Source organism: Promicromonospora noduliphila (genome assembly GCF_056951025.1).
The window spans coordinates 4,681,762-4,697,452 of record NZ_CM167806.1 but is presented as its reverse complement, the minus strand read 5'-3'; the positions used below and the strand labels follow the sequence as shown (position 1 = coordinate 4,697,452).

Annotated in this window: 16 protein-coding genes; 11 read left to right on the top strand and 5 right to left on the bottom strand. The window is 73.4% G+C overall.

What is annotated here, in order from left to right; all coding sequences use genetic code 11:
- Positions 1 to 3 precede the first annotated feature (3 nt).
- The 4 genes from AC0QU1_RS20635 to AC0QU1_RS20620 are packed head-to-tail and all read left to right on the top strand — an operon-like array spanning position 4 to position 4,142.
- On the top strand, positions 4 to 1,323 hold the full coding sequence (locus AC0QU1_RS20635) for an O-antigen ligase family protein (RefSeq protein ID WP_483572038.1): 1,320 nt from the start codon (positions 4 to 6) through the stop codon (positions 1,321 to 1,323).
- A gap of 49 nt (positions 1,324 to 1,372) precedes the next feature.
- Positions 1,373 to 2,398, top strand: coding sequence for an aminoglycoside phosphotransferase family protein (locus AC0QU1_RS20630; RefSeq protein ID WP_483572036.1), 1,026 nt, complete (start codon positions 1,373 to 1,375; stop codon positions 2,396 to 2,398).
- A 57-nt stretch (positions 2,399 to 2,455) separates the two neighbouring features.
- Positions 2,456 to 2,911: an SRPBCC family protein gene (locus AC0QU1_RS20625; protein WP_483572034.1), complete on the top strand. Its 456-nt coding sequence runs from the start codon at positions 2,456 to 2,458 to the stop codon at positions 2,909 to 2,911.
- A 58-nt stretch (positions 2,912 to 2,969) separates the two neighbouring features.
- The gene (locus AC0QU1_RS20620) at positions 2,970 to 4,142 is read left to right on the top strand and encodes an NUDIX hydrolase (RefSeq protein WP_483572032.1); all 1,173 of its coding nucleotides are present in this window, start codon (positions 2,970 to 2,972) and stop codon (positions 4,140 to 4,142) included.
- Positions 4,143 to 4,266: 124 nt separating this feature from the next.
- Here the strand turns inward: AC0QU1_RS20620 and AC0QU1_RS20615 are convergent, their stop codons facing one another.
- The gene (locus tag AC0QU1_RS20615) at positions 4,267 to 4,701 is read right to left on the bottom strand and encodes a VOC family protein (RefSeq protein WP_483572030.1); all 435 of its coding nucleotides are present in this window, start codon (positions 4,699 to 4,701) and stop codon (positions 4,267 to 4,269) included.
- Between the two features lie 62 nt (positions 4,702 to 4,763).
- Between AC0QU1_RS20615 and AC0QU1_RS20610 the strand changes: the two genes are divergently transcribed.
- The 4 genes from AC0QU1_RS20610 (at position 4,764) to AC0QU1_RS20595 (ending at position 8,602) form a co-directional block, all read left to right on the top strand.
- Complete coding sequence (locus AC0QU1_RS20610; RefSeq protein ID WP_483572028.1) at positions 4,764 to 5,237, top strand: hypothetical protein; 474 nt, start codon at positions 4,764 to 4,766, stop codon at positions 5,235 to 5,237.
- Positions 5,238 to 5,426: 189 nt separating this feature from the next.
- Complete coding sequence (locus tag AC0QU1_RS20605) at positions 5,427 to 6,431, top strand: tripartite tricarboxylate transporter substrate-binding protein (RefSeq protein WP_483572026.1); 1,005 nt, start codon at positions 5,427 to 5,429, stop codon at positions 6,429 to 6,431.
- Entirely contained in the window at positions 6,415 to 7,086 is a 672-nt protein-coding gene (locus tag AC0QU1_RS20600; RefSeq protein WP_483576758.1) for a tripartite tricarboxylate transporter TctB family protein, read from the top strand. Before AC0QU1_RS20605 ends, AC0QU1_RS20600 begins: the two co-directional genes overlap by 17 nt.
- Positions 7,087 to 7,093: 7 nt before the next feature.
- Positions 7,094 to 8,602 carry a tripartite tricarboxylate transporter permease gene (locus AC0QU1_RS20595; RefSeq protein ID WP_483572024.1) on the top strand — a complete coding sequence of 503 codons (1,509 nt, stop codon included), beginning with the start codon at positions 7,094 to 7,096 and terminating at the stop codon, positions 8,600 to 8,602.
- Positions 8,603 to 8,687: 85 nt separating this feature from the next.
- Here the strand turns inward: AC0QU1_RS20595 and AC0QU1_RS20590 are convergent, their stop codons facing one another.
- The 4 genes from AC0QU1_RS20590 to AC0QU1_RS20575 form a co-directional block, all read right to left on the bottom strand.
- The gene (locus tag AC0QU1_RS20590; RefSeq protein WP_483572022.1) at positions 8,688 to 9,434 is read right to left on the bottom strand and encodes a sulfite exporter TauE/SafE family protein; all 747 of its coding nucleotides are present in this window, start codon (positions 9,432 to 9,434) and stop codon (positions 8,688 to 8,690) included.
- A 141-nt stretch (positions 9,435 to 9,575) separates the two neighbouring features.
- Positions 9,576 to 10,292, bottom strand: coding sequence for a bZIP transcription factor (locus tag AC0QU1_RS20585; RefSeq protein ID WP_483572020.1), 717 nt, complete (start codon positions 10,290 to 10,292; stop codon positions 9,576 to 9,578).
- 174 nt (positions 10,293 to 10,466) lie between these two features.
- Entirely contained in the window at positions 10,467 to 11,828 is a 1,362-nt protein-coding gene (locus tag AC0QU1_RS20580; RefSeq protein WP_483616294.1) for a sensor histidine kinase, read from the bottom strand.
- Positions 11,828 to 12,511 (bottom strand): response regulator transcription factor, encoded by a 684-nt coding sequence (locus tag AC0QU1_RS20575; RefSeq protein WP_483572016.1) that lies wholly within the window; start codon positions 12,509 to 12,511, stop codon positions 11,828 to 11,830. Before AC0QU1_RS20575 ends, AC0QU1_RS20580 begins: the two co-directional genes overlap by 1 nt.
- Positions 12,512 to 12,690: 179 nt before the next feature.
- Here AC0QU1_RS20575 and AC0QU1_RS20570 point away from each other — a divergent pair, with 179 nt between their 5' ends.
- Genes AC0QU1_RS20570 through AC0QU1_RS20560 form a run of 3 tightly spaced genes read left to right on the top strand, consistent with a single transcriptional unit; the run spans position 12,691 to position 15,691 of the window.
- Positions 12,691 to 13,764, top strand: coding sequence for a LolA family protein (locus AC0QU1_RS20570; protein WP_483572014.1), 1,074 nt, complete (start codon positions 12,691 to 12,693; stop codon positions 13,762 to 13,764).
- Positions 13,761 to 14,786 carry an ABC transporter ATP-binding protein gene (locus AC0QU1_RS20565; protein ID WP_483572012.1) on the top strand — a complete coding sequence of 342 codons (1,026 nt, stop codon included), beginning with the start codon at positions 13,761 to 13,763 and terminating at the stop codon, positions 14,784 to 14,786. The genes AC0QU1_RS20570 and AC0QU1_RS20565 overlap by 4 nt, the downstream gene beginning before the upstream one ends.
- Positions 14,783 to 15,691, top strand: a complete 909-nt coding sequence (locus AC0QU1_RS20560) for an ABC transporter permease subunit (protein WP_483572010.1) — start codon at positions 14,783 to 14,785, stop codon at positions 15,689 to 15,691. The genes AC0QU1_RS20565 and AC0QU1_RS20560 overlap by 4 nt, the downstream gene beginning before the upstream one ends.

Genomic DNA, 15,691 nt, shown 5'->3' with positions numbered 1-15,691 from the left:
CGCATGGCTACGGCCGAGCTTCTGTCATCGCAGACCCGGCCACGCACCGCAGGCACCGCAGTAACCGTCGTCTCCCTGTGCGTGGCCGCACTGCTCTTCGAATCAACCGCCGACCTGCTGCCCGACGCCCCGTTCCTCAGCGTCCTCACCTGGCAGCGGCTGGTCGTCGCCGCCGGCCTGGTGGCGGCCGTCGCCGCGGGGGCACGGGTGAGCCACTTCCGTACCCGCCTCGACATCCCGATCGTGGCGCTGCTGCTGGCCGCGCTCGTGGCCACCTACCGCTGGGGCACGGACATCGGGTTCCGGCAGCTCCTCACCTTCGTGGCTGTGTACTACCTGGTCACCGCCCTGGTCCGGCTCGAGCCGACGGCGGTGCGGGTGATCGGCACGCTGTCGTCGGTCGCGGTGGCCGTGGCCGGCGCGGTGGCGATCGGCCAGTTCGCCGAGAACGTCCCGACGGGCTTCTGCCGGTCCGGCCTGCTGCGCGACGTCCCCTGCGAGCCCGGGGTGCTCGTCCGGGCGACCGGGACGTTCACCAACCCCAACCTGCTGGCCGCGTTCCTCCTGCTGCTGGTGCCGCTCGCCACGCTGACGGTCATGATGATCACCGAAGGGCACCTGCGGACCTACGCGATCGCGGCGATGGTGCTCGCCTACACGGCTCTCCTGGTGACGTTCTCCCGGGGTCCGTACATCGCGGCCTTCGCGGGGACGCTGGTGCTCGCCTGGCAGTGGGCGCGGACCCGGCTGAGCCCCGAGCGGCTGCGGGTCGCGGGGTGGTCCGGCCTCGGGGTGCTCGCGCTGGCGATGGCGGTCATCGCCGCGGTATCGGACGTCGGCAGGTCCCTGGGCGTGCGGAACGAGGCCTGGGGAGAGGCGATCCAGATCGGGCAGGACCACCCGCTGGGCGTCGGGCTCGGCCGGGCGGGAGCGGTCGTCAACGCCCGCATCGACGGCAGCAGGGAGTTCGCCCATGTGCACAACCTGTGGCTGAACTGGCTGGTCGAGGCGGGCGTGCTCGGGTTCGTGGCGATGGTCGTGATCAGCGTGGGCGCCCTCGTCACCGCCTTCGGGCTCGCCCGGCGTGGCCTCCCCCTCGGGTACGTCGGGCTCGCCTCGCTGATCGGCTTCCTGACGATGAACCTGATGGACCACCCGTCGAACCTCGGCCGGATCGCCGTCGTGTTCTGGCTCGTGCTGGGCCTGGTCATGGGCACGGCGAGCGCGCACTGGCGCGGCGGCCCGGAGGCGACGGAACCACTGGAGGCACGGCCGATGCTGCCGTCCCCTGGCCGGCTTCCGCCGCGACACCGGCGGGCTTGAGGCATATCCCAGTAGTGCCGGGCCCCGCCGTCCGGCAGTGTGCTCTCCCATGACCCGCGTGCGCCCCACCTGGCCCGACCTGCCCGACACCGTCCGAGCAGCGATCGAGGCGCGCCTGGGCGCGAAGGTGACCTCGTGGGTCTCGCACGACGGCGGCTACTCGCCGGGCATGGCCAGCGTCCTGACCACCGACCGCGGATCGACGTTCGTCAAGACCGCTTCCCCGGAGCAGCCAGAGGCACTGCGCTTCCACCGACGCGAGGCGGCCAAGGCCGCCCAGCTACCCGAGGCGGTCCCGGCGCCCGCGTTGTTGTGGTCGTTCGACCTGCCGGACGACGGCCGGGTCGACGCCGCGGACGGGCGGGTCGACGCCGCGGGCGAGCGGGCCGCCGCCGCGGAAGCCGCACCCGTACGCGGGTGGGCCGTGCTCGCCTTCGAACCGGTGGAGGGTCGCACGGTGCGCACCGACCCCTGGGACGTGCACGACGTCGACCTGCTGGCCCGCCTCGCGCTCAGGGTCGGCGAGCACCCGGCGCCCGACGGCGACGTCTTCCCCGACTTCGCCGCCCACGTCTGGCCCCAGGCGCAGCTCCTGGCCGACGAGCGGCCGGCGGGCCTGTCGAGCTACGACCCCTGGTTCGCCGAGCGGCTCGACCGGATAGCCCAGCTCGCCGCGCCTCGGCGACAGGCCGAGGCGCTGGCCGGCGACTCGCTGGTCCACGGCGACTTCCGGGCGGACAACGTGCTGATCGTCGGGCCGGAGGACGACGGCACCGGTGTGGTCGTGGACTGGCCGCACGCGGCGCGGGGCGCGGCGTTCCTCGACCTCACCGGGATGCTGCCGGCGCTGCACGCGCTGGGCGGCCCTGCGCCGTCGGCGGTGCTGGAGCGCACCCCGCTCCCGCCGGGCACGGATCCCGAAGCCGTGCTGACCTGGGTCGCGGTGCTGACGGCCTTCTTCGCTCACGGCTCGCTGCTGGCCCCGCCGCCAGGGATCCCGCACCTGCGCACGTTCCAGCGGGTGCAGGCCGAGGCCGGCATCGCCTGGCTCCGCGAGCTGTTGCGGGAACGCTGAGCGTGTCCCGCGGAGGCGGGCGGCGGGCCGCGTGCGAGCGCCGGGTAGGGTCCCGGCATGGTTGGTTCGCGGCGCTACCGGGACGTGCACGCCACGACGATCGGCGCACCGCCCGAGGCGGTCTGGCGTGCTGTCCTGGCCCAGGTCGAGGTGCTCGGACCGGCCTGGTACGTGCGGCTGATCGGTTGTCGCGACACGCGGGCCTCTGGCCCGCGTCCGCTCGGCGTGGGTTCGGTGGTCCCGGGATTCCGGGTCGTGGCGGCGGATCCCCCAGGCCGGCTCGCGCTCGACGGCGTCCACCGGTTCTCGGTCTACACCCTCACCCTCAGGCTCGTGCCCGACGGCGGCGGTACGCGCCTCGAGGCGCACACCGACGCGACCTTCCCGGGTGTGCTCGGCGCGGCGTACCGGCTGCTGGTGATCGACACGCGCTTCCACAGGGTGGCGACGCGGAGCATCTTGGCGCGCATCCGACGGCGGGTGTCGGGCGACGCAGACCCCTCCGACGTCTGAGACGCGAATTCACGCCACCGAATAGGTCTGTTTGCCCGAAGGTACAAAGATGTCCACCGTGGACCCGATCGCAGACGCCGCCGCCCTGGTCGCCGACCGCTACCCCGAGGCGCGGTGGGCGCTGCTGGCGGGCAGTGCGCTCGATCCGGGTTCGTTGACGGCGGGGTCCGACCTGGACATCGTGGTGTGCGTGCCCGACGACGTCGTCGGGCACCGTGACTCGGTGCGCTGGCGGGGCTGGCCGGTGGAGCTGGTCGTGAACACCGAGGCCGGCCACCGCTGGTTCATCGCGCAGGAGACCGAGCGGCGCAAGCCGACGCTCGCGCGGATGATCGCGACGGGCGTTCCGGTGGTGGGCGAGGCCGACGTCGTCGGGCTGAAGGCGGAGTGCCAGGCCGTGGTGGACGCCGGGCCCGGGCCGGCGACGGACACCGCGCTGGAGGACGCGCGGTATGCCGTGACCGACCTCCTGGACGATCTTGCCTACGCGCGCGAGATCGGCGAGGCGGACGTGGTGCGGTCGGTGCTGTGGGAGCGGGTCGGGCATCTCGCCCTGGCGGCGGCCGGACGGTGGGACGGCGGCGGCAAGTGGCTGCTGCGCGAGCTGCGCGCCTGGGATCCCGGGTACGCGGCCCGCTGGCTGTCCGCGCGGTACGACGACAAGGCGATGGTCGCCGTCGCGCGCACCACGCTGGACGCAGCGGGCGGGCCGCTGTTCGAGGGGTATCTGCGCCAGGCGCCCGTCGTGGACGAGATCCCCGCGACCTCGACCGTGCCGGTGGTGGTACGGCGCGCGGCGCGCGCGATCCTGCTCGACGACGAGGGCCGGCTCGTGCTGATCAAGCGGACGGTCCCCGGGCGCGCCCCCTACTGGATCACGCCCGGCGGCGGCATCGATCCGGGGGACACCTCGGTCGAGGACGGGCTGCACCGGGAGCTGTCGGAGGAGCTCGGCGCGACGGCGAAGATCGTCCGGCAGGTGTTCCTGTCCTCCCAGCCCAAGGACGCCGGGATCGCGGTGCACCACTTCTTCCTGGCGCGCGTGGTCTCGATGGACCTGGCGCTACGGTCCGGTCCGGAGTTCGAGGAGCCGCGTGGCACGTACGACGTCGAGCACGTGGACCTGCGCGACGACGCGGGGCTCGCCGGCGTCGACGTCGTGCCGCCCGCGCTGAAGGCGTTCCTCCGGGCCAACCGTGGTGCGCTGCTCGCCGAGGCCGGGGTTTCCTGACGGCTCGGGCGCCCAGCGCGGCACATGGCGGGGCCGCGAGGGACGCCTTCGCGGGGACGGTGCTCTGCGCCAAGGCGCAGCCCCGGAACGCCGCCCCTCTGTCAGGGCGCCCGAGACGCCGCCCTCAGTCGAGGCAGAACTCGTTGCCCTCGACGTCCTGCATTACGAGGCAGGACTCGTTCTCGTCGTCGGCGGGCAGCAGGTACAGGCGCGTGGCGCCGAGCGCGGTCAGCCGCGCGCACTCGGCCTCGAGTACGGCCAGGCGCTCCTCACCCACGAGCCCCGTGCCTACGCGGACGTCGAGGTGCACCCGGTTCTTGACGACCTTGCCCTCGGGAACACGCTGGAAGTACAGGCGCGGGCCCGCGCCCGTCGGGTCGATGCTGGCGGCTGCGGCTCCCTGGCGCTCGGCCGGCAGGGTCTTGTTGTAGTCGTCCCAGGTGGCGAAGCCTTCGGGCGCCGGAGGCTCGACGTACCCCAGCACCTCGCACCAGAAGCGGGCGACGCGCGCGGGCTCCGCGCAGTCGAACGTGATCTGGACCTGCTTGACCGATGGCATCAGCCCAGCATATCGGCCGATATGGGCGCGCGAGGCGGGGTGACGCTAGTAGCCTGCGGCCCATGACTGAGCTGCTCGGCCAGGAACGCAAGCCGCTGCACCGCAGGGTGTGGTTCTGGGTAGTGGTGGCGGTGGTGGTACTGCCCGTGCTGGCGTTCGGCGCGCTGGTCGTGTGGTTCGTGGCCACCCCCGACCCGTTCGACGCCGAGCCAGAGACCATCGCCTGCGCGGACGCCATGCGCTCCGCCGAGCTCGAGACCCTGCCCGCGGACGGTGCGGCCTGCGCGGCTGGCGGCTTCCAGGACCCGTACGTCACCATCGACTTCGTCGCGCCGCGGGACGCCTTTGACGCGTGGCTGAGGTCCGAGCTCCCCGAGACCGAGCTGCAGCAGGAGCCGTGCGTCGACGGCGACGAGTGCCTGCAGGTCAGCTATGGCGAGCCGGACGCGCCGGAGAACGGCTGGACCCTGGACATCAGCGCGACCGACCAGGGCGACGGGACCCTCGCCGTCGAGATCATGGCCTTCTCGATGTGATCGGCGCGCGACCGGCCGAGAGGTCACCGTTCGGTCAAGGCGCGCCGCGGTTGTGGCGGGCGTCACATGCCCGGCGGTACTGTCACGGTCTCGACCGGATCAGCCGGCACGCACGTCGCACGTCAAGCTCCACCGGACCCAAGAACCGGACCCAAGACCCTGCCGGATCAACGACGATCGGAGACGGACATGACCTCCGCCGGACACCGGAAGGCGGCCGCGTACCTCGGTGCGCTGGCCGGCCTCAGCCTCGCCCTCGCCGCCTGTACCTCGGGCGGCGGCTCCGACCCCGCCGCGTACCCGGAGGACGACATCGAGGTGATCGTCCCGTTCTCGGCCGGCGGTCCCACCGACACCGTGACCCGCATGGTCGCTGAGCCCATGGCCGAGGAGCTGGGGGTCCAGCTCGTGGTGCAGAACGTCGACGGCGCGGGCGGCACGGTCGGGGCGGGCCAGGCGGCCACCGCGGAGCCCGACGGCTACACCGTGCTCATGCACCACATCGGCATGTCGACGGCGCCCGCGCTCTACGACGACCTCGCCTACGACCCTGTAGCCGACTTCAAGCCGGTGGGCCTGGTCACCGAGGTGCCCATGACGATCATCGCGCGCTCCGACTTCGAGCCGGAGACGTTCGAGGAGTTCGTGACCTACGTCCAGGACAACGCGGACACGGTGACGATGGCGCACGCGGGCGAGGGTTCGGCGTCGAACCTGTGCGGCCTGCTGCTGATGGACGCCCTCGGCGTCGAGGTGACGGAGGTGCCCTACGACGGCACGGGGCCCGCGATGACCGAGCTCGTGGGCGGCCAGGTCGACTTCATGTGCGACCAGACCACCAACACGACCGGCCAGATCACCGCCGGCGAGGTCAAGGCGTACGCGGTGACGACGCCCGAGCGCATCGAGGCCCTGCCCGACCTGCCGACCACGGCGGAGGGCGGCCAGCCCGACATCGAGGTCACCGTGTGGCACGGCCTGTACGTCCCGGCCGAGACGCCGGACGAGGTGGTCAGCACGCTCACCGACGCCCTCCAGGTCGCGCTGGCGGACCAGTCGGTGATCGACCAGATGGCCGACCTCGGCACCGCGCCCGTGGCCGAGGACCAGGCCACGCCGGAGGCCCACGCGGCGCTGCTCGAGGAGCAGATCGCGACCTGGGGCGGCATCATCGGCGCTGGACAGGGAGGCTGAGATCGGCGCCCTCCGGCCGCGCTCGACCGGCGACCTCGTCGCGGGCCTGATCTTCCTCGGGCTCGGTACGGCCTTCGCCGTCGGCGCGCTCGGGTACGACCTCGGCTCCCTCCTCGAGATGGGGCCGGGTTACGTGCCGCTCGCCCTCGGGATCGTGCTCGCGGTGCTCGGCCTCGCGACGGTCGTCAAGGCGTACGTCGCGCCGGACCCGGCACCAGGTGAGGCGCCCGGCGGCGTGTCCGACGGCGGCGTGGCCGACCGTGAGGTGTCCGACGGCGTCGTGGCCGATGCCCCGGTGGCCGATCGCGAGGTGTCTGACGCCCCCGTGTCTGATGCTCCCGCGTCCGGCACGACGGCGGCGGACCGCCCGGCGCCTGACGTCGACGCCCCGGACCCTCGCCCGCTCGCCGGGATCCAGTGGCGTCCGCTGGCGGCGGTCGCCGCGGCCGTGCTGTTCTTCGGGTTCACGATCGACGGCCTCGGCCTGCTGCCGGCGACCTTCGGCACCGGCCTGCTCGCCGCGCTGGCCCGGCCGGGCACCAGGCCGCTGCGGGCGCTGGCCATCGCCGTCGGCGTGACGCTGGCGAGCTGGATCATCTTCGTGGTGCTGCTGCAGCTCCGGCTGGCGTTGTTCGGCGACTGGCTCGGCGGATAGGGGCCCGATGGACCTGCTCGACAACCTCGCGCTCGGGTTCTCCGAGGCGCTCCAGTGGCACAACATCCTGTTCTGCCTGCTCGGCGTGGCGCTGGGCACCGCCGTCGGCGTGCTGCCCGGCATCGGGCCGACGGCGACCATCGCCCTGCTGCTGCCGATCACGTTCGGGTTCGACGACCCGACGTCGGCCCTGATCATGCTCGCGGGCATCTACTACGGCGCCCAGTACGGCGGGTCGACGACGGCCATCCTGCTCAACCTTCCGGGCGAGTCGTCCGCGGCGGTGACCGCCATCGACGGGCACGAGATGGCCCGGGCCGGGCGGGCCGGCGCGGCGCTCGCCGTCGCGGCCATCGGGTCGTTCGTCGCCGGCACGGTCGCGACGGTGGTGCTCGCCGTCGCCGCGGAGCCGCTGGCCGAGGCCGCCCTGTCGTTCGGCGCGGCCGAGTACACCTCGCTGGTGGTGCTGGGCCTGATCGTGTCGATCGCGCTGGCGAGCGGGTCCACGCTCAAGGCGCTCGCGATGATCGTGCTCGGCATCCTGCTCGGCACGGTGGGCCAGGACCTGAACACCGGCACGCCGCGGTTCACGTTCGGCGTGCGCGAGCTGTACCAGGGGCTCAACTTCGTGGCCATCGCCGTCGGCGTGTTCGGCATCGCGGAGATCCTGCGCAACCTGCACGATCCCCGCGGCAGGACCCGCATGGTGAGCCGCGTGGCGAACCTGTGGCCCAGCCGGTCGGAGCTGCGGCGCATCGTCGGCCCGGTGGTCCGCGCGACCGGGCTCGGGTCGCTGCTCGGCGTGCTGCCGGGCGGCGGGCACGTGCTCGCCGCGTACGCCTCCTACGCCGTCGAGAAGCGGGTCTCGCGGAACCCGCGCGAGTTCGGGCACGGGGCGATCGAGGGGGTGGCCGGGCCGGAGTCGGCGAACAACGCGGCCGCGCAGACGTCGTTCATCCCGCTGCTCACGCTCGGCCTGCCCGGCCACCCGGTCATGGCGCTCGTGGCGGGTGCGTTCATCATCCAGGGCATCACGCCCGGCCCCGACGTGATGACCGAGCAGCCGGACCTGGTCTGGGGCCTCATCGCGTCCATGTGGATCGGCAACGTGCTGCTGGTGCTGCTCAACCTGCCGCTCATCGGGCTGTGGGTGCGCATGCTGTCGGTGCCGTACTCGGTGCTGTTCCCCGTCATCGTGGTGTTCGCCTGCATCGGCACGTACTCGCTGAGCCAGAACCCGTGGGACGTGTTCGCGGTCGCTGCGTTCGGCGTGCTGGGCTTCGTGCTGATCCGGGCCGGCTGCGAGCCCGCGCCGCTGCTGCTCGGGTTCGTGCTCGGCCCCCTGCTGGAGGAGAACCTGCGCCGGGCGCTGCTCATCTCGCGCGGCGACCCGTCGGTGTTCGTCACGCGCCCCATCTCGGCGGTGCTGCTCGCGCTCGCGGTGGGCGCGCTGGTGATCGCCGTCCTGCCGGCGATCCGCCGACGGCGGGACGTGGTCTTCGCGGAGGACGACTGATCCCCGGGCCCCGTTGAGATCTGGCGTTTGCGGTGAGATCTGGTAGCGCACCGCCAGATCTCACCGCAAACACCAGATCTCGACGTCAGATCGTGAGCAGGCCGCGGGTCAGGGCCGTCACCGCGCCAGCCACCGCGACCGTCAGGGCGATGCGCGACGCGATCTGGGTCGGTACCCGCCGAGCCAGCGCCGCGCCGAGCGCCACCCCCGCGAGCACGGCTGCCAGCAGCACGGACCAGACCCACCAGGCGGGCGCGGAGCCCGCCGGGATCGCGCCGAGGCCCAGCTTGGTGGCCACCGACAGGGTGTTCATCACCACGAGCAGCGGCTGCAGGGTCGCCGCGAACGACCGGTGGTCCCAGCGGGTGGCCAGCGCGTAGGCGGTCCACGCGGGCGCCGCCACCCCCGACGTGGTGTTCATGAAGCCCGCCGTCAGCCCCGTGACGACGGCGACGGAGCGGCCCCTGATGTGCACCCGGCGGCGCAGGAGCGCCGAGGCCGCCAGCGCCACCAGTACCGACCCGCCCACGATCACGTCGAGCCATGCGGCGTCTGCCTCGCGGACCGTCAGCGCGCCCAGCACCGAGCCCACGAGCATCAGCGGCAGGATGGTGACCACGCGCCGCCAGTCCACCCGGTCGCGCAGCGCCCGCAGGATGAGCAGCGCCGTGACCACGGCCGCCACGTTGCTGACCAGCACGCCCACCGACGCGCCGAGGAACACCGTGAGCACCGGCGCCGCCACCAGGCCGAGGCCCATCCCCGCCACGCGCTGCAGCCCCGCCCCGACGACGACGGCCACGCACGCTGCGATCAGGGCCGTCGTCTCCACCCGGACACGCTATCCGGCCGCGGGCGGGGTCTGACCACCTGGCGCGGGCTGACGACCTGGACGGACCACTCGGCGCGGACGGACCACTCGGCGCGGGTCGACGATCCGGGCCGACCACCCGGCGCAAACCTGGAGGGCCGCTCAGTGCTGTTCCTCCCAGACGGTGATGGCCCAGGTGGCCGACTCGTAGGCCGTCGCGTCGACGATCTCGATCCGGGCGAGGCGCCTGTCGTCCGTCCAGGCGCAGACGTACTGCCCGACGATCTCCCCGACGTCGCCGACGTCTTCCCTCAGGTACGTCTGCGACTCGCAGTCGGCCTGCGACGGCTCGTCGTCCACGACGGTGAGGTCCGTGCCGATGAAGTTGTAGACGTAGTCGATGCAGATGTCGCCCCTGTCGTCGAGGCCCCAGTCGGGGGCGTCCGACTCGAGCGAGTCGAGGTCGATGCAGTACCCCTCGCCGACCTCGATGGGCTCGACCGTCGCGCGCCGGACGGCGCCGTCACCCTCCGGGGTCGCGCCGGCGTCCCCGACGGTGTCGCCCGGTGTGCCTCTGGCCTCCGTCACCTGGGCGCGCAGCTCCTCGTTCGCGGCCCTCAGCTCGGCGTTCTCCGCTTCCAGCCGGTCGACGGCGGCCTGGAGCTCCGTGCTGTCGAGGCCGTCGCCGACCATCCGGACCTCGACGGTCCCGACGTCGACGGCGACGACCGTCCCGATGGCCGCTGCGGTGATGGTTGCGACGGCGGTGATGATCGCGATCCAGAGCTCGTGCGGGCCCCGGGACCTGGTGCGCTCCGGCGTCGGCTCCGGTGCTCCCGGCTGGGCTGACACGTCGGGTGCGGCATTCGACGAGGACATCGATCGGGCGGGCCTCTCTGGGACACGACACGACAAGGGACACGTCGCAATAGGACAAATGGTGCGTTCAGCCTATGGGGTACAGCCAGTCCCTGTGCAGTCCAGCCTGTGCAGTCCAGCCTGTGCGGTCCGGTCCCGCGCGGTCCGGTCCCGCGCGGTCCGTGGCTCAGTTCGTCAGGCAGCCCGCGGCCACACGACCGTGAACCGGGCGCCGCCGTCGGGCGACTCGCCGACGGCGACCCTGCCGCCCCGGCGGCCCACGAGCGCCGCGACCAGCGCGAGGCCGAGGCCGGCGCCGCCCGAGGAGCGGGCGCGGTCGTCCGAGACCCGGTAGAAGCGGTCGAAGACCTTGTCCCGGTGCTCCGGCGGGACGCCGGGGCCGTCGTCGTCGACCAGCACGCGGACGGTGGACCGGCTCGCCAGGACCGAGACCACGACCCGCGTGCGGGTGTACCGGTAGGCGTTCCGCAGCAGGTTGTCCAGGACGAGCTCGGTCTCGCTGTGCGCCGCGGCGGCCCAGGCCTGGCCGGTCATGGCGTTGACCACGACCGGCACGGGCTGCTCCGCCGCGTGGGCCGCCCCCGTGCGCGCCACGGCCGCACGCACCTCGTCCACCAGGTCGACGGTGTCGGACGGCGGCAGCTCGCCGGCGTCCGAGCGCGCGAGCACCAGCAGCGCGTCGAGCAGCGCCGACAGCCGTTCGGCGTCTGCCAGGACGTCGGCGTGCACCTCCTGCGAGAGCCGCGGGTCGGGGTTGGCCACCGCGACCTCCGACTGCACGCGGATGGATGCGACGGGAGACCGTAGCTCGTGCGCCGCGTCGCCCGTGAAGCGCCGCAGGCGTTCCGTGGTGGCCTCGGTCCGGTCCAGCAGGACGTTGAAGTCGTCGGCCAGCGCGCGCAGCTCGCCCGCCGCGGCGTCGGGCACCTCTACGCGGGTGCCGGGCGCGAGACTGCGGACGGACTGCCGCATCCGGGCGACCGGCCGCAGTGCCGACCCGACGGCGAACCAGATGGCCACCCCGGCCACCACTGTCCCGACGAGGGCCGCGCCGAGCAGCCACCGGGCGCCCGAGACCTCGGCGGCGTGCTGCCCCACCAGGCCCGTCCCGACGACCACGAGCCGCTGGCTTCCGTCGGGGGCCGTGACGACGGTGCCATGCCAGCGCACGGGCCGTCGGTCGTCCGCGGTGACGGGGGTGCCGGCCTTGAGCGTGCGCACCTGGTCGCGAGTCAGGGCCGGTGCCGCGCCGTCGTCGGCGGCCTCGCCCGCGGTATCCAGGACGCGCACCTCCAGGCCGTCGGCGGCGGCGGGCGTTCGGCCGGCGACGACGGCGCGGGCGGCCGCGTCGAGCGCCGTGCGGAGCTCGGCGTCCACGGCGCCCGTCAGGAGCGGCCCGAGGCCCTGGCCGGCGGCCGTCGCGAGCCCCAGCAGGCACGCCAGGGTGACCGCCGTGGCGAGGGCGGTGATCCGCTGGCGCAGCGACAGCGCCACCCAGGGCGCCCGCGCTCGTTGCCCGCCCGACGGCGCCGGCACTACCGCGGACCCCCGAGCTGGTACCCGTGCCCCCGCACGGTCCGCACCAGGTCGTCCGCGCCGACGGCGGACAGCTTGCGGCGCAGGTAGCCGATGTACACCTCGACGACGTTCCGGGTGGCGGCCTGCTCGTCACCCCAGACCTCGTTCAGCAGCTCCTGCTTGGTCCACACGGTCCCCGCCCGCGAGGCCAGCACCGCCAGCAGCGTGTACTCGCGCGGGCTCAGGGGCACATCGACGTCGTCGTACCGCACGGTGCGGGCGCCACGGTCGATGGTCAGCCCGCCGAGCTGGATCGGTCCCCTGGCGGCGCTGGTGCCCGCGCGGCGCAGCACGGCGCGGAGCTGGGCGAGCAGCACCACGAACGAGAAGGGTTTGACCAGGTAGCCGTCGGCGCCCAGGTCGAGCCCGTCGGCCTGGTCCACCTCACCGTCCTTCGCCGACACGAACAGCACGGGCGTCGTGACCCCGGCGGACCGCAGCTCCTGCAGCACGCGGTACCCGGACAGGCCCGGGATCATGATGTCCAGCAGGACCGCGTCGAACGACCCGGTGCGCGCCAGCCGCAGCGCCGTCAGCCCGTCGGCGGCGACCGTGACGTCCATGCCCTCGGCGCGCAGGCCGCGGTCCAGCGCCTTGCGCACGCCTGGCTCGTCGTCGACGACGAGTATCTGCGGCTTCATGCCTGCCAGCATGCCGCACGCCGAGGCGCCGAGGAGTTTTTCCACAGGGGCACTCCGACCAGGCTGTTCTCAGCGTCATCTCAGCCCTGGCCGCCTTCTCAGTGAGGTCTCAGCCGGCAGAGGGCATCGTTGCAGGTATCAGGTACAGCACACTGGTTCCACGAGCGAAGGAGCGGGACATGAGGCCGAGGACGAAGGGGCTGGTCGCCGCCGGGTCGGGGATCGCCGTCGGGCTCGCCGGCCTGGCGCTGACCGCGCTGCCGGCGGGGGCGGACGACGATCCGGTGCTGCCCGCCGTCGACGCGGAAGAGCTCGTCGAGTCGGCCCTCACGGCCGAGCCGCCCGCGTTCGCGGGCGTGGCCGAGCTGAGCAACGAGCTCGATCTGCCCGCGGTACCCCAGGCCGAGGAGCTCGACTTCGAGTCGGTGCGGATCTTCCACGACGGCGCGGAGTCGGCGCGGGTCCAGGTCGAGCGGCGGACGTCCGAGCTGACGTTCGTGAAGAACCAGGACGAGGCGTGGGCCTACGACTCGCAGGAGCACGCCGCGCGACACCTGACCTGGGACGAGGACGACATCGCCGAGGCGCGGCAGCACGCAGAGGCGCGGATGGCGGACCCGTCGCAGGCGGCGGCCGAGCTCATCGAGCGACTGCGCCCGACGAGTGACATCTTCGTCGACGGCACGGCGCGGGTCGCGGACCGTCCCGCGTACGAGCTGGTGCTGACCCCGAAGCCGACGGAGAAGACGCTGCTGCGCGAGGTCACCGTGGCGGTCGACGCGGAGACGCGCGTCCCGCTGCGGTTCGACGTGTTCGCCAACGGCACGTCGGACCCCGTCCTGTCGCTCGGCTTCGTCGAGTTCGAGGTCGGCGCGCAGGACGCGGAGCTGTTCGAGTTCACGCCACCGGAGGGCGCAGAGGTCGAGACCACGGCGGCGGACGACGTCGGCCGCGCGGCCGGCGAGCACGCCGAGGCCGGCGACCTGGAGCAGCGCACGACGACGGTCGGCGACGGCTGGGACACGGTGGTGATCGGCGAGGTTCCCGCCGACGCACCGGCCGAGGGCTCCTTCGAGAACGGGCAGGACCTTGAGGGCCTCCTGACCCAGGTCGGCCGGCCGATCTCCGGCGAGTTCGGTTCCGGCACCTACGTCCAGATCAGCGTCGGCGGCGCCATCATCACCGACGACGGCCGGATCGCGGCCGGCGCGGTGCCGCAGCAGGTGCTCGTCGACGCGCTGGACCGCCAGTGACCACAGCGCGCACCGAGGCGGCCGTGCCGGAGGCGAAGAACGCCTCCGGCACGGCCTTCGCGGCGCGTACCCGCGGGCTGCGCAAGGTCTACCGCGGCACGGTCGCTGTGGACGGCGTCGACCTGGAGGTCCCGGAGGGCGCGGTGGTCGGGATGCTGGGGCCGAACGGCTCGGGCAAGACGACGACGATCCGCATGCTGCTCGGGCTCGTCCAGCCGACCGAGGGCGAGATCGAGCTGCTGGGAGTGCCGGTGCCCGCCGAGGCGGACCGGGTGCTGCCGCACGTCGGGGCCTTGGTGGAGGGGCCGGGCTTCCATCCGTTCCTGTCCGGCCGGGAGAACCTGCTGCGGCTGGCCGCCGCCGAACCGCTGCTGGCGGGAGGGGAGCTGGCCGGCGCCGTGTCCACCGCGCTGGAGCGGGTCGGCCTCGCGGACGCCGCCCACCGGGGCTACCGCGGGTACTCGCTCGGCATGAAGCAGCGCCTCGGACTCGCTGCCGCGCTGCTGGCGCCGCGCCGGCTCGTCGTGCTGGACGAGCCGACGAACGGCCTCGACCCGGCCGGCACGCAGGAGGTCCGCCGGATCATCGCGGAGCTGCACGCGAACGGCGTCACAGTGCTCGTCTCGTCGCACCTCCTGGCGGAGGTCGAGGCCACGTGCACCCACGTCGTCGTCCTGAACGAGGGAGTGGTTGTGGCGCAGGGCGCCCTGGACGACCTGCTGGAGTCCGGCAGCCCCCGGCTGCTCGTGTCCACGCCGGACGGCGCACGGGCCGTCGACGTCCTGCGGGAGCGCCGCATCCCCGCGCGGCTCGGGCCGGACGGCGTCCGCGTCGACCTCACGACCACGCCGCCGGCGACCGTGATCGAGACCCTAGTTGGTGCCGGGATCGGCGTGGACGAGGCCCGGCGGGAGCGCACGGGACTGGAGGAAGCGTTCGCGCGGCTGACGCACGACGTCGGCGAGGTGGTCGGCGACGTCGGCGCCGAGCTGGACGCCGACGAGCCGGAGGTGGCGCGATGACCACTGCGGCACCGCGGGCCGACGTCGTCCCGGTGGGCACCCTGCCCGCCCGGCGGCGCGCCCCGCTCTGGCGCCTGCTGCGGGCCGAGATCCGGTGGATCTTCCGGCGGCCGAGGACGCTGGTCGTGCTGGGCCTGCTCGCCGTGCTCCCGGTGATCACCGGCGTCGCCGTCGACCTGACGCTGGACGATCCGGGCGTGGCAGCTCAGGCGGGCCCCGGATCGGTAGGGCCCGGCGGGGAGGCGCCGATCTTCGTGACGATGGCCACCAGCGCGTTCGTGCTGCCGCTCGGCTCGCTGATGATGCTGATGATGCTCCTGCTGCCGCTCACCGTCGCGATGGCCGGCGGTGACGCCCTGGCCGGCGAGCAGTCCACGGGCGCGTTGCGCGGCTGGCTGCTCGCCCCCGTGGCGCGCGGCCGGCTGCTGCTGGTCAAGTCGGTGGGCGTGCTCGTCGTCGCCCTGGTCGCCGCTGCGCTGGTCGTCACGTCCGGCCTGGTGACGGGGCTGGTGCTCGCCGGGACCGACGGCCTGGTGTCGATGTCCGGGACCGAGCTGTCGGTCGCGGACGTGCTGTGGCGGCTCGCCGTCGCCGTCGGCTGGGCGACCGTGTACCTGATGGCGGTCGGCGCCGTCGCCCTGGCCATCTCGGCGTCCACCGAGCACCCCATGCTGGTGGTGGTGAGCGTGCTCGGCGGGCTGATCGTGTCTCAGGTGCTGCTGCAGTTCTCGGCGCTGGAGTGGCTGCACCCGTACCTGCTGCCGACGTCGCTGGACAGCCTCGTCGACCTGATCCGGGACCCGGTGTCGTTCGACGGCCTGGGCGAGGGAGCGTTCCGGGCGCTGTGCTACCTCGTCATCGGTATGTCCTTGGCCTACACGCGGGTGACCACGAAGGACGGTTGA